General features: G+C 41.1%; 16 protein-coding genes and 1 riboswitch. Of the genes, 12 read left to right on the top strand and 4 right to left on the bottom strand.

Features of this window, described 5'->3' with window-relative positions:
* Positions 1-12 precede the first annotated feature (12 nt).
* On the top strand, positions 13-888 hold the full coding sequence (locus tag AB5618_RS01410; protein ID WP_148462186.1) for an amidohydrolase family protein: 876 nt from the start codon (positions 13-15) through the stop codon (positions 886-888).
* On the opposite strand, the gene AB5618_RS01405 is transcribed toward AB5618_RS01410, so the two are convergent.
* Both AB5618_RS01405 and AB5618_RS01400 read right to left on the bottom strand, forming a co-directional pair.
* Positions 869-2,026 carry a hypothetical protein gene (locus AB5618_RS01405; protein ID WP_148462187.1) on the bottom strand — a complete coding sequence of 386 codons (1,158 nt, stop codon included), beginning with the start codon at positions 2,024-2,026 and terminating at the stop codon, positions 869-871. The two genes, AB5618_RS01410 and AB5618_RS01405, sit on opposite strands and share 20 nt — an antisense overlap.
* Entirely contained in the window at positions 2,023-2,247 is a 225-nt protein-coding gene (locus tag AB5618_RS01400) for a hypothetical protein (protein WP_148462188.1), read from the bottom strand. The genes AB5618_RS01405 and AB5618_RS01400 overlap by 4 nt, the downstream gene beginning before the upstream one ends.
* Positions 2,248-2,436: 189 nt before the next feature.
* Positions 2,437-2,538, top strand: a riboswitch (THF riboswitch).
* A gap of 86 nt (positions 2,539-2,624) precedes the next feature.
* Here AB5618_RS01400 and AB5618_RS01395 point away from each other — a divergent pair.
* Positions 2,625-3,185 carry a folate family ECF transporter S component gene (locus AB5618_RS01395; protein WP_148462189.1) on the top strand — a complete coding sequence of 187 codons (561 nt, stop codon included), beginning with the start codon at positions 2,625-2,627 and terminating at the stop codon, positions 3,183-3,185.
* 210 nt (positions 3,186-3,395) lie between these two features.
* Here the strand turns inward: AB5618_RS01395 and AB5618_RS01390 are convergent, their stop codons facing one another.
* A complete protein-coding gene (locus AB5618_RS01390) occupies positions 3,396-4,151 on the bottom strand; it encodes an N-acetyltransferase (protein WP_118578831.1) in 756 nt (251 codons plus the stop codon).
* 289 nt (positions 4,152-4,440) lie between these two features.
* Positions 4,441-5,061 carry a GDSL-type esterase/lipase family protein gene (locus AB5618_RS01385; protein WP_148462190.1) on the bottom strand — a complete coding sequence of 207 codons (621 nt, stop codon included), beginning with the start codon at positions 5,059-5,061 and terminating at the stop codon, positions 4,441-4,443.
* A gap of 275 nt (positions 5,062-5,336) precedes the next feature.
* Here AB5618_RS01385 and AB5618_RS01380 point away from each other — a divergent pair, with 275 nt between their 5' ends.
* The 10 genes from AB5618_RS01380 to AB5618_RS01335 all read left to right on the top strand — a co-directional run bounded on the left by AB5618_RS01380 (position 5,337) and on the right by AB5618_RS01335 (position 13,366).
* Positions 5,337-5,846, top strand: coding sequence for a prepilin peptidase (locus tag AB5618_RS01380; RefSeq protein ID WP_148462191.1), 510 nt, complete (start codon positions 5,337-5,339; stop codon positions 5,844-5,846).
* Entirely contained in the window at positions 5,843-6,856 is a 1,014-nt protein-coding gene (locus AB5618_RS01375; RefSeq protein ID WP_148462192.1) for a hypothetical protein, read from the top strand. The genes AB5618_RS01380 and AB5618_RS01375 overlap by 4 nt, the downstream gene beginning before the upstream one ends.
* Entirely contained in the window at positions 6,853-8,046 is a 1,194-nt protein-coding gene (locus AB5618_RS01370; protein ID WP_148462193.1) for a CpaF family protein, read from the top strand. Before AB5618_RS01375 ends, AB5618_RS01370 begins: the two co-directional genes overlap by 4 nt.
* Positions 8,043-8,795, top strand: coding sequence for a type II secretion system F family protein (locus AB5618_RS01365; RefSeq protein ID WP_148462194.1), 753 nt, complete (start codon positions 8,043-8,045; stop codon positions 8,793-8,795). Before AB5618_RS01370 ends, AB5618_RS01365 begins: the two co-directional genes overlap by 4 nt.
* Before the next feature lie 3 nt (positions 8,796-8,798).
* On the top strand, positions 8,799-9,815 hold the full coding sequence (locus tag AB5618_RS01360; protein WP_148462195.1) for a type II secretion system F family protein: 1,017 nt from the start codon (positions 8,799-8,801) through the stop codon (positions 9,813-9,815).
* Positions 9,816-9,894: 79 nt separating this feature from the next.
* Positions 9,895-10,074: a Flp1 family type IVb pilin gene (locus AB5618_RS01355; RefSeq protein ID WP_118578007.1), complete on the top strand. Its 180-nt coding sequence runs from the start codon at positions 9,895-9,897 to the stop codon at positions 10,072-10,074.
* Positions 10,075-10,118: 44 nt separating this feature from the next.
* Positions 10,119-11,618 (top strand): DUF5702 domain-containing protein, encoded by a 1,500-nt coding sequence (locus AB5618_RS01350; RefSeq protein ID WP_148462196.1) that lies wholly within the window; start codon positions 10,119-10,121, stop codon positions 11,616-11,618.
* An 80-nt stretch (positions 11,619-11,698) separates the two neighbouring features.
* Positions 11,699-12,496, top strand: a complete 798-nt coding sequence (locus AB5618_RS01345; protein WP_148462197.1) for a hypothetical protein — start codon at positions 11,699-11,701, stop codon at positions 12,494-12,496.
* A 28-nt stretch (positions 12,497-12,524) separates the two neighbouring features.
* Entirely contained in the window at positions 12,525-12,935 is a 411-nt protein-coding gene (locus AB5618_RS01340) for a prepilin peptidase (protein ID WP_173715845.1), read from the top strand.
* Complete coding sequence (locus AB5618_RS01335; RefSeq protein WP_226840946.1) at positions 12,932-13,366, top strand: TadE/TadG family type IV pilus assembly protein; 435 nt, start codon at positions 12,932-12,934, stop codon at positions 13,364-13,366. Before AB5618_RS01340 ends, AB5618_RS01335 begins: the two co-directional genes overlap by 4 nt.
* Position 13,367 lies beyond the last annotated feature (1 nt).

The raw sequence follows: 13,367 nt of genomic DNA, 5'->3' as shown, positions 1-13,367 counted from the left end.
TTATAGGAAGAAATGTTTGGAGAGTGTCATGCGCACCTGATCATGGATGGACTGAATTATAAAGATGCAATTTCTATTCATAAGGATCATGTAAACGATGAAGTGATACGGAAACATTTGAAAGCTTATGAAGAGCTGGGGATTGTCTTTGTAAGAGATGGTGGAGATGCATTAGGAGTATCGGAAAGAGCCAGGAAACTGGCACCAGAATATGGAATTGATTATCGTACTCCTATTTTTGCCATCCATAAAAATGGACACTATGGCTCTATCGTGGGAAAAGGTTTTGACACTATGAAAGAATACCATGTCCTTTTGAAAGAAGCGAAAAACAAAGGGGCAGATTTTATTAAAATTATGACCACAGGACTTCTGGATTTTAATAACCATGGACAGATTACCGGAACGCCTTTAGACAGGAAGGAAGTCTGCGAGATGGTACATATTGCCCATGAAGAAGGGATGGCGGTGATGAGCCATACCAATGGAATTTATGGTGTACAGGCAGCTGTGGAAGCTGGTGTGGATTCAGTAGAACATGGAAATTATATTGATCCGGAAACAATCAGAGAATTAGCTGACAGTGATAGTGTATGGGTTCCTACTCTTGTGACAATTCGAAATCTTCGTGGATGTGGAAGATATAAGGAATCAGTGCTTGATCCTATTATAGAACTGGCCGCAAAGAACCTTCGTCTGGCATACAAGTACCGAGCAAAGGTGGCTCTTGGAAGTGATGCAGGAGCTTATATGGTCTTACATGGGAAGGGCTTAATGGATGAATACCAGGCATTTATGGACATTCTGGGAGAATCCGGGGATGTGAGAGCCTGGCTGGCAGATGGAGAGAAAAGGATTCAGGACACCTTCAGGCGTCCTGAATCTTGATAGATGTATAAATGTTGGAATTTTTGGATTTTGTAGGATCAAAGGTAATGCAGATACCTGCGCCGGATTCCATATTACTGGTGGAGGTATCCTTTGCCCCTTCTGTAAAGCAGGTTATGGTTGCGCCATCGCCAGTTTGAAGTGTGACGGTATTTGCTGTATGGCCTATAATTGTACCGCTGACTGAGCTGGTAATTTCCCGGCTTCCAAGAGAATCCGGATCATCACCGGTGACTGCTGTAACAGTAACACCATCCAGTGAATTTCCCTGAAATTGTCCAGTGCAAGTTATGGTTACATAGGAGCCTGGTGCTGTTCCACCTTTAAAGTAAGAAGGAATCTGAGACAAGTCCACATTTATTGTGCTGTCAGAGCCAGAGGGAAGAACTGTGAGCGTATTCAGGGAAATATTCTGAATTTCTGCATGAATCTGCTGTTCTTTTGCTGAGTCATCGGCAGAAACTTGTGCAGGATCTGGTGTTGGTGTTGGATCTGGAAGTGTAAGCGGATCAATATCTGAAATGCTTAGTACTTTCAGATGACTGGCATTAAGAGAAGAACTTTGGGTATCCTGACTGGAAGCAAACTTGCCTTTAAAATGAATGTATACCCATACACCGGTGCGGATGCCATTCTGATAATATTGTTCAGTTCCAGTGATTGGATAGGTGGCTGTTTTTCCCTTTTTATTTTTTATGGTAATGGTATTTGAGGTCAAACTCTGTACTTCCCCATAGGCCTTTCGTACTTCCAGCTGATTCTTTTTGTGAAAGTCGTCTACTACTTTCAATGCTTTTACAGTGCTGGTATCCTTGTTAGAAAGCTGGCCTTCATAAATGACACTGATCTCATCTCCAGTGATCATGCCATCTTCGCATTCCAAAGTTGCTTCAGAAAGATCAAAAACGTAAGTTTGTTCCTGATTTTCCATAGTCAGGGTGGCACCGGTGAAATCCTTAAGGGTTCCTTTGATTTCATCCATATAAACACGCTGTTTGGGTGTTTCTGAAGTGTTCTGTAAGGTGGCTTCACTCTGATCAGAAGTAGAAGTATAGCTGGTGATCATATCACCGGCAGTACATCCTGACAGAGAGAATAGTACCAAAGAGCCGAGTAATAGTTTTGTGAACTTTTTCATTGTTGCTTTGTATCCTCCGAATCCGGAAATGGTACAGGAAGAAAATCGAAAACCTCTCGGCATGCATTCCATTCCTCCGAGTTATCTGGCATACGATAGCCAAGTCCTGTACATTCTGTAGTGGCATTTGTATTCATGTAATTATTATAAAAAACATTATAAGGATTTTGTAGTGGCGGCTGTTTTTGGCAAGATGATTTGTTTGTGGATTTTATACTCATAGAAACACTCCTTTTTGTCAAATATTTTTCCTATATAAGGGAAGATATTCTTAGAATATGCGAAAAAGAGGAGAGTATGCACAAACATTTGTCAGTGAACAGTAACGATTAATTTATTTATGTGAATATTATAACAAATACATATTGAAATTTCTATATTTTGTGCTATAATCATTTTAAATAAATAATAGCGAAGTAGGAATTTATGCGTCAAGTGTTCATTGGCTGGGGAGTCGCCGTGAAACGAAAAGCAGCAGGACTGTTTACGATATATTTTCCGCACCCGTTGCTACATGTGAGAACATCTCATAATGTGGAGGGATTATTATTTATGGTAACTACTCTGTTATTTTAATCATTATGGAGGTGTTTTTTTTATGCATAAAAACAAACAGACATGGAGTGTTAAGACTCTTGTATTCCTTGCACTGCTGGTAGCAATCCAGCTTGTGCTGTCACGCGTTCTGGTAATTGATCTTGGTGTATATCGAATTACATTGGGAACGGTTGCCACTGTATTGGCAGGTCTTTGGATGGGGCCTGTAGCTGGTGGCGTAGAAGGTGCTGTTGCCGATATCATTGGATGTTTTATGAAAGGCTATGGAGTTAATCCACTGATCACTTTATCTGCAGTTGCCTGGGGTGTGATCCCCGGACTGGCTGGAAAACTAATGGCTGAAAAGAACAGAAAAGTAAAGACTGTTGTTATGTGTGTCGCAATTGCAGTCTCTGGCGTAGTGGGAACACTTGGACTGACCACTGCAGGACTGGTAATGATCGGAGCAAACTTCTATGCAATTATGCCAGGACGTCTTGTACAGTTTGCAATCATGACTCCAATCTACTGCGTACTTACCAGTCTTCTTTATTTCAGCCCGCTTACAGGCATGGTTGTAGGAAACATAAGACCTGCTAAGCTGGAGAAGAAGACCGTATAAATGGCAGCAGTCCAGGATCTGAATTATATACAAAACCCAAAATTAAATAATATGGCATAAGATGGATTATGAAGCAATGCACTTACTGGAAAGTTGATTGTTTGAGAAATCAACTTGTTGAATAAGTCAAAAAATACGATTCCCAAATAAAAGGCTGTGATCAGGATAAACACTGATCGCAGCCTTTTTTAAACATGCTCTGAAAAGTTTTCAGTTTGTATGTGTCTGAACCCGGAACCAATAGGTGTAGAGATAATGAAGTCCAAGTGATTCATAAAGATTACGTGCGGGAGTGTTTCCCTCTACTACCTGAAGATAGGCCTTAGTTGCGCCTTTCTTTTTTCCTTCTTTTAGAAGCGCAGTACAAATCTGACGAGCATAACCCTTGTGTCTGAAATCTTCGCGAACATGGATAGCGTACAATCCAATATAATTTCGATCCAGAATTCCAAGCCCGGTTGCAATAATTTTTCCGTTACTCCAGATGGAGGCGCATACGGTGTCTTTTACGATGGCATGATACATGGATGGAACTACAGCACGGTGAACAGGATTAATGGTGCCTTTCAGATCAAAAAGACTTTCAATCCAAATATCTGGAATATCGTCAGTAAGAGTTACCAGATCGCAAGGCGCAGAAAGATCTGCTCCATCCAGTGAGGCTGCCATAACATTTGTTGTATGCTGGATTTCGTAGTTGCGGTTTTCCAGAAGATAATCAAAATCCGGAGAAACCAGAGGACTGATCTTAAAAATTGCAGGGCTGCCCAGTCGGGCATACTCTGCTTCGCAGAAAGAAACCTTTTCCCTCCAGGAAAGGGTAGAAGTTCCGAACTGCTCCACACTGTTTGTTCTATGTGTATAAAAATAGGAAAAACGGAGAATCCATCCATCATAAAGCTCCATTTTATGGGAGGGCCATGCATTTAGTGACATATCTTCAATTTCTTTAATGATTTTATCCATAAAAAAACCTTCTTTTATAAGTTTAGGGTCATTATACATAATTGTATCCAGCAATGCAACTGAAAATAGTCTGTTATAAGACAGATTGCTTTTTACACATCTTGCAGAAAGCCTTTTTCAAACACGCTCTAGTACATCGTTTCGTAAATAACTATACCAATCGCGTAGGATGTGAATTCGAGTGTGCAGGTATAAAAACGCAGGCGTAGCGGGCTACGCCGAGGCTTTTATACCTGTGCAATCGGATTCACAGACAAGTGAGTGGTATAGTTATTTCGAAAACGATGTACTAGTACGGTGAATAGCCGCAAATTAATTTATACAATCTGTCTGCCAGAAATTTTTGTCCCTGCTCAGTAAGGTGAATCCCATCTGTAGTAATTTCTGAATATCCATAACGACGCGCCTTTTCATTCAATTCCTCATGCAATGTAAGATAAGGAATTTGAAACTGTTCTGATAGCTGGTGGATCATTTGTGATATTTTCTGGCGAAAAGGAAGCCAGGTTCTATAACAGGCAGGCCAGGGAAAAAGAAAGGGCTCCATTAAAATAATACGCGAGTTTGATTTTGTTAATATTGTTATAAGGTTTGCATAACATTTGTAAAAAGAAACAAGCATATTCCTCTGCTGAAACGGTGTTCTGTCCGTATTTATTATTAATCCAATATCATTGATTCCGATTAAAATTGTTATAATATCACTTGTAAAATCAGAATCACCCTGAATTCTCTGCAGAAGTCTGTTTATAGTAAAGCCGTCAGTGCCATAATTGCGCACCTGATAGTCTGAGTCGTCCCTTTCAAAACGGTCTGACAGTATTTTCACATAGCCATTGCCAAGGGAATCTCTGGAAAAGCAGTGATCACAATCGGTGATGCTGTCACCAAGACATGTTAATATTGTCATAATTTTACCTCCGTTAATATTATACTGCAAGAACAAAAAGGTTTATAGTTTTTTTAGAAAAATTTGTAAAAAAAAGACTGGACAAATGGTGATGGAGCACCTATAATAAGACTCACCAGAAGTCATCTGGTATCGAAGGTCATCTTTTCAGATTGACTATTCCCTATTCTACGAAAGATAAAATACAGAAAGCCTTTCTCAAACAGGCTCTAAAATACTTCAAGATAGCCTCCTGTTATTAGTGAACACTATGTAAAAGAAGGGATGGTACGTCTATGCTTTTTTACAGAATATTTCCTGCGATAGCGGCAGGCTGTGCCGCTCTGATGGATATTCAGAGAGCGAAGGTAGACAATGGCTGGCTGCTTTTTTGTGTACTGGTCAGTTTGTTTACGCGAATATGGAAAATGGATGTTAGCAGTCTTGGAACCTGGATATGCGGTCTGCTGGTACCGATACTGATTCTGGGAATTTTATTCATATTCAGAATGCTGGGAGCCGGAGACATCAAGCTTTTGAGTGTTATTGGAAGCATGATCGGACCGACGAAAATTCTCAATTGCATTTCCTATTCCTTTCTGATTGGAGCTGTCATATCAGCTGCTCTTATGATTTCAAGCGGCATTGTCTGCCAGCGAATTCTTTACTTATTACATTACATCAGTGCTTATTTCAAAACAGGAAAAAGAGAACCCTATTACAAAAGCGGTATGCCGTTGGAAAACTTTCATTTCACAGTTCCTATATTTTTAAGTGCATTGCTTTATGCGGGAGGTGTCTATTGAAGAAGAATATTTTTGCTGTCTGTGATCTTGAGGTGGATTATGCCTTGAATTTTATGGATTATCTTAATCATAAGAAAAATATCCCATTTGAGATTCAGGCATTTACCAACGTAGAGAGTCTGATCGCCTATGGGAAAATGAATCACATAGAGTTGCTGCTGATTTCCCAGAAGGCTATGTGCCGTCAGGTACAGGAATTGGAAATTGGTAAAATTGTTATACTTTCGGAAGGCGTGCACCCACCGGATCTGGACCGTTATCCAAGTGTGTATAAATATCAGGCCTCTTCAGATGTTGTGCGGGAAGTGATGGCGTGTTACGGAGCCGAGAAAGCAGTAGCCCCGGCTGTTTTTCCTGTACTGAAAAAGACCACGGAAATTTATGCAGTATATTCTCCTTTGGGGCGTTGCCTGAAAACATCGTTTGCACTTACATTAGGACAGATTCTGGCAAAAGAAAGAGCCGTTCTTTATCTGAATCTGGAGGAATACTCCGGTTTTGAAGAAATGTTGGGAAAAGGGTTCGCACAGAATTTAAGTGATCTTCTTTATTTTGTACGGCAGGAAAATGGAAATCTGATTTATAAGATGAACAGTATGGTACAGACAATAAACAATCTGGATTTCATTCCGCCTGTACGTACGCCAGAGGATATACGAGGAACTGCATGGGAAGACTGGGAAAAACTGATACAGGAGATTGTGCTTCACAGTAATTATGAATTTGTGATTCTGGATATTGGAGGGGCAGTGGATGGGACTTTTCAAGTTCTGGATATGTGCCGGAGAATTTATATGCCAGTGCTGTCTGATCCGGTATCCATATCCAAGATTGCCCAATTCGAAAACCTGGTAAGAATCTGGGATTATCCGCAGATTCTTACCAGAACTGTAAAGGTACGCCCACCTTTTCATGGAGGAAACGTGGCACCGGAGAATTATATTGAAGGGCTGTTGTGGAGTGAACTTGGAGATTATGTCAGGGAAATTCTGAGAAAGGAAAAGGAATGAGTCAGGAAATCTTTCGCAAACTGAGACAAATGCTCATGGAGAAGCTGGATGTTTACCGGGAACTTACAGACCAGGAAATTCTGGAAACGATTGATGAGCTGATCGTAAATACTCTGCGGGAATCAGGAGTGAGCCTGAAAGAAAAAGTGCAGCTTCGCCAGGAACTGTTTTATTCCGTCAGGAAGCTTGATGTATTACAGGAATTGATCGAAGATGAAACTGTAACTGAGATTATGGTGAATGGTCCGGATTCTATTTTCGTAGAACGAAAAGGAAAACTGACAAGGTGGCCGAAGTCTTTTACAGATCAGGAAAAGCTGGAGGATGTGATACAACAGATAGTGGGAAAATGCAATCGCATTGTGAATGAATCATCTCCTATAGTAGATGCCAGACTGGAAAATGGCGCCAGAGTCAATGTGGTTGTGGCTCCGATAGCATTAAATGGTCCAATTCTGACAATAAGGCGTTTTCCAGATACTCCTATTACCATGGAAAAGCTGATTGAACTGGGAAGTATAACCCCAGAGTGCGCGTCCTTTTTGGAAAAACTGGTAAGGGCCCGGTATTCGATTGTAATTGGAGGAGGAACGGGAAGTGGGAAGACCACATTTCTGGGAGCTTTGTCAGAGTACATACCAAAAGATGAACGGATTATCACTATTGAGGATAATGCAGAACTGAAGCTTCAGGGAATTGCAAATCTGGTGCGCCTTGAAGCCCGGGCAGCGACCATAAACGGAGCACCGGGAGTAAGTATAAGAGATCTTATTAAGTCTGCACTTCGTATGAGACCGGATCGAATAATCGTAGGAGAAGTACGGGGCGGGGAAGCTATGGATATGCTTCAGGCACTGAACACCGGGCATGAAGGCAGTCTTGGAACAGCTCATGCAAACAGTTGCCGTGATATGCTGGCCAGACTGGAAATAATGACATTGATGGCGGAACTGGATCTGCCGCTTCAGGCGGTAAGAAGGCAGATCGCCTCTGGCGTAGATATTCTGGTGCATCTGGGACGTATGCGCGACAAATCAAGAAAACTTCTGGAAGTTTCAGAAGTATGTGCGTATGCGGATGGTGAAATCAGGATACAACCATTGTATCAATGGCAGGATGGGTGTGGTCTGGTGCCTGTGGAGCCCCTCCTGCACAGAGAAAAACTGGAACGGGCGGGGGTAAAATTATGATCAGGCAGAAAGTTGATTATGGAAAATACAGATATTCTCAGAAAGAAATTTTGAAATATATAGGAGAAAGTGCAGCATTGTGTGGTGCTGTAGATTATTTATTCTATCAAACACCTTGGGTAATGTTGCTTGTGGTTCCGGTTTCTGTGTTCTTTCTGAGGTGGAAGAAGAAACAGATGATCAGAGAAAGAAAACGGCGCCTTAATTATCAGTTTCGGGATGCATTGAATTCTATGAGTGTGGCGGTACAGGCTGGATATTCTGTGGAAAATGCAGTTTCTGCCTGTGTGCGTGATTTAGAACAGCTATATCCGAAGAATGAAGATATTGTAGCTGAATTTCGTTATATAGAGACACAACAAAGGGTGAGTGTGCCGGTAGAGGAATTATTTCTGGATCTTGGACAGCGCTGTAAGGTTGAGGATATTGAAAATTTTGCTTCAGTTTTGTATACAGCAAAAAGAAGCGGTGGCGATCTTGGAAATGTAATTCAGAAAGTGGCTCGAATGCTGGGCGATAAGATTGATGTAAAAAAAGAAATTGAAGCGACTCTGGCTGCGAAGAAGTCGGAACAGATGATTATGAGCCTTATGCCGGCAGGAATTATTCTTTATCTGCAGCTGGCATCACCGGGGTTTCTGGATATTCTCTATGGAAATCCGTTTGGAATCTGTGCGATGACAGTCTGCCTTGCAGTATATGGAGCTGCTTACTGGATGGGAAAAAGAATTGTGGAAATCGAGGTGTAGTGGATGTGGCTCCATATTGTCATTTTTGTTATATTATTGCTTTTGACCGTATGCAGTACTTTAGGCTGGATCCATGTAGAAAACATTGGTACGGCAAAAGGCAGAAAGATGTTTCTTGTGGTTGCTCTGGCAGGAAATATAACAGGAGGATTGCTGACTTGGACAAAAGGTGGCGGACAGGTATTTGAAGATGGTTATGAGTTGAAAAAGGAGGAAAACGCTTATGAAGAAAAATTTATGGTATCCGTGGAAGGAGAAGAAACAGGCAGTGTCTATGTACAGATCCCGGAAAAAGAACTGGAAAAGGAAGATACCGGGCAGCAGGAAGTGCTGACGAAAGAGGAAGCTGAAGAACAGAAGCTTCTGGAATTTGTAGCAAATTATAACAGCGAACTGGAAGACGCTGAGTATTACTATCTTCCATCTGACTGGGAAGGAAGAAAACTGGAGTGGAAAACACCTTATGATACTACCGGAAATATGTTGGCAGCAATTTTTCTTGCAGCAGCATTTGTCATGATTGTTATAATTGCGCGAGAAGAGCAGAAAGCCAGAACGAAAAGATATGAAGAATTGATGATGGACTATCCGGGACTGATCATGAAGTTCACCTTGTTGGTGCAGGCTGGAATGACTGTTCGAAATACGTTTAGGAAGATGGCTTCGGATTATAAAAACAAAAATGAAAAACGCATTGCGTATGAAGAGCTTGTTACTGCCTGCCATGAAATGGAGAGTGGAATTTCAGAAATGGAAGCCTATCGCCGCTTTGGTGAAAGGTGCGGACATGTAAAGTATAAAACATTTGCAACATTATTGATCCAGAATCTTCAGAAAGGCAGCCGCCATATGGGAGAAATGCTGGAAAAAGAATCTGTGGAAGCCTGGGATGACAGGAAAAGAAAAGCAAAAGTTCAAGGAGAAGCGGCAACTACCAAATTGTTATTTCCAATGATACTGATGCTTGGCGTTGTAATGGCTATTGTTATGCTGCCGGCCTGTCTGTCCTTTTATGGATAAATCCAATCCGGAGGCTGATTTTCATATTTAAAAAGAAAAGTGCCAAAGGAAATTTTTCAGGCTGAGGGAGGTGAGAAATATGAGTGAACTGCGCAGACTGATGAGAGAGTTTTTGTGGGAAGAAGATGCTGTAGGCGTTGTGGAAATTATTCTGATCCTTGTAGTTCTTATTGCACTGGTCATGATTTTTAAAGACCAGTTGACCAGTCTTGTGAAGAATATTCTGTCAAAGATCACAAAGCAAAGTAATTCTATTTAAATGATTTCCAACTAACAAAATGATTTGAAAAGGAGAGGTGCGCCATGGTAAAAAGAGGAAGTATTACTGTTTTTCTGGCCTTAACCCTTGGACTTATTCTGTCCCTGCTGAGCTCAGGACTCGAGTCAGCAAGAATGGCTGCGGCCAGAACTCAGATTTTGAATGGGATGGATATTGGACTGTATTCTTTATTTGGACAATATAACAAGTCCTTTTTAAAGGATTTTGACTTGTTCGCTGTTGACGGAGCCTGTGGGGGAAAGGAAATGAATCTGGCCTCTATATATGATAATCTGGAATCTTATATGAAGCCTGTGATGAAGCAAAATAGTCAGAAATTGTCAGTACAGCAGGGTGGCATTTCCGGTTATCTTCTGATGACAGATTCAGAAGGTGAAGTCTTTTATCAGCAGGCAGTCCAATACATGAAAGAAACTCTTGGAAGCCATGGGGCAAAGCTCCTTTTAAACAAAATTCAAAATATGCAGAAAAAGACAATTGAAGCGGAGCGACAAGGAAATGAGATAGAAAGTAAAGGAACCATTGAAAATTATGAAAGTGAAATGGACTCTGCACAACAAAAAAGTCAGGCTTTGCTGGAAGAAAAAAAGAAACAGGAACAGCAGAATGGGCAAGATGGGTTTACAGATGGGAAAATGCTTCCGTCTGTGACAGAAAAGAAGCCTCCTGCAAAAGTTGAAAATCCTATTCCAACAATTCGAAAAGTACGAAAAATGGGACTTCTGGATCTGGTCCTTCCTTTTGGAAAAGAAGTTTCTGACAAAAAGGTAAAAACTAAAGAATTGGTTTCAGGAAGAAAACTTGAAACAGGATTGGCAATGGAGGATTCCGTAAAAGCAGATGGAAGTATGCTCTCCCAGGTTTTGTATCAGCAATATCTCATGGAAAAACTGGGAAACTATATAGAACCAGGAAAGAGCGGCTTGAGCTATCAGATTGAGTACATTATTGGAAAGAAAAACAGTGATGCGGCAAATTTGAAAGATGTAGCGAAAAAACTTTTGATGGTTCGGGAAGGACTTAATGTTGCATATCTGGTTTCAGATGCGCTTATGATGGGGCAGATTCATGCCATGGCAGCGGCAATTGCAGCCGCATTTCTTATTCCACCGGCAGTTGTGGTGATTGAAGGTGCGCTGATCCTATGCTGGGCTTTTGCTGAAAGCATTCTGGATGTAAGAGAGCTATTTGCCGGCGGAAAAGTACCTTTAACTAAGAATGCATCTAACTGGCAACTGTCGTTGCAGGGGCTGCCGGCATTGGTAGATAAGCTGGATACGGACCGGCAAAACGATGTAAACGGGTTGTCCTATGAGGATTATTTGCAGATATTTTTATTGACAACTTTAAAGGCACAAAAAGTTAAAGGGGGTATGGATATGATTGAAAGTTCGTTTCGGGAGATGGAAGACTGGAATGAATTTTGTCTGGATCATTGCATTACTGCACTGGAGGCTTCTGTGGATGTAAAGGCAAATAAAAGAAAAGTGTTTACCGTAACGCGGGAATATCACTATATTTAGCTGGAAAATAGATTGTCTTTTGCCATATTACTATATAAGAAAGGCGCAGAAGGATGCTTTCCCGGAAAGGAGATGGAAAATTGATTAAAAGAAAAAAGAGAAAAGATATACAGGCTCTAAGGAGCAGAACAAGAAGGAAGAGTTCTCTGGGAATCCGATCTGTCAGAAAGTCCCCGTTTTCTGCCAGAAGTCTTTTCGGAAAAGTGTCTTTGTGCGCCTTTGGGAAAGAAATAAAAGAGCAGGTAAAAAAAGCCAGTCTCACGATAGAAGCGGCCTTTGCCCTTCCACTCTTTTTCTTTGGAATGGTAACAATGATACATTTTATGGATGTATACAGAATTCAGACGGAACACTTGAGCAAACTGTGCCAGAGTGCAAAGGAAGCCGGAATGTATGCGTATGTGGTGGGAGGCGACGGAGTAGAAGAAATTACGCTTCCTGATGTTTACAAATACAAGCCAATTGGCGGATTGATACCGCTTCCGGCTAAATGGCAGTATAACAAGGTGAGGGTTCATGCCTGGACTGGCGCGGACAGAGGAAATGGGAATAGTGAAGAGAATAAAAAACCGGAAAATATGGTGTATGTAACGGTTTCAGGTTCGGTGTATCACAAAAAGCTGAATTGCAGTCACCTTAATTTGTCGGTTACTAAAGTGTCGGGTGGAAATGTTTCTTCCAGACGAAATGAAAATGGAGAGAAATATCATGCATGTGAAAGCTGCAGTAGAGGGCAAGCCCCAGAAAGTACAGTTTATATCACAAAATCTGGAAATCGTTATCATAATGACAAAAATTGCAGCGGCTTAAAAAGGTCCGTACGTCTGGTAAAAGAGTCGGAAGCTGGTAATCTGCATGCATGTAAACGATGTGGTTAATAAGAAGAACTGGAAGGGGAATAAAATAATGGAACGAATTTGCATTCTTGCATTTCTTGGAATTAACAGTTGGAAAGATATACGTACAAGAGAAGTTTCACTTTTGTCAATTGGTGTATTTGGAATTGTGGGAATGGTAAGAGTCTGCTTTCTTGGAAATGTGAGTATGGATCTGGTATGGAATGTCTGTATGGGAGCCGCTGTGATCGGGCTCAGTATTATCTCGAAAGGCGCTGTTGGGATGGGAGATGGTCTTTTATTTCTGTCGCTTGGAACAGTACTGTCTTTTGAGGAACTTTTGTCAGCATTTTTATTGGGACTTTTTTGCTGCTGTTTTTGGGGGATTGTGGTGTTATTTCTATCAGGCAAAGGGAAAAAGACTGAGATGCCTTTCGTTCCATTCCTTATGTTGGGCTATATTGGAGGTTTGATTTATTGAAAAAGAGAATGAAAAAGGGAAGCATGACAATAGAAGCAGCGCTTTTAATGCCGTTGCTTTTGCTGGTTGTGATGATAACTTTGTATTTGTTTTTTTACGTACATAATAAGGTCTGGCTCACAGCCGCGGCTTACGAAGCAGCTCTTGACGGCAGTATGGAAACGGCACGGCCAGAAGGGAAAAGTCGTGATAAAGCATTAAAAAAAGGAAAAGAACTTGGGAACACCGGATTTTATGAAAGCAAAAACCTGAAACTTCAGGTCAGCGAAGGAAAAAAAGTGCAGGTAACGTATGATCTTGATATGTTTTCCGTATATGGAGGATTTAACAGTCATTTGCAGGTAAAGGGAAGTGTAAAAGTAATAAAACCGGTAACTTGGATCCGAAAAGTAAAGGGACTTTCTGAGGTGTCAAATAAGCTGAAGGGGTAAA

This window comes from Ruminococcus sp. J1101004sp1_RTP21198st1_B9_RTP21198_201120 (assembly GCF_040924245.1).
GTDB classification, from domain to species: domain Bacteria; phylum Bacillota; class Clostridia; order Lachnospirales; family Lachnospiraceae; genus Blautia_A; species Blautia_A faecis.
Note: the sequence above shows the minus strand (reverse complement) of the source record. Positions and strands in the feature narration are given on the sequence as shown.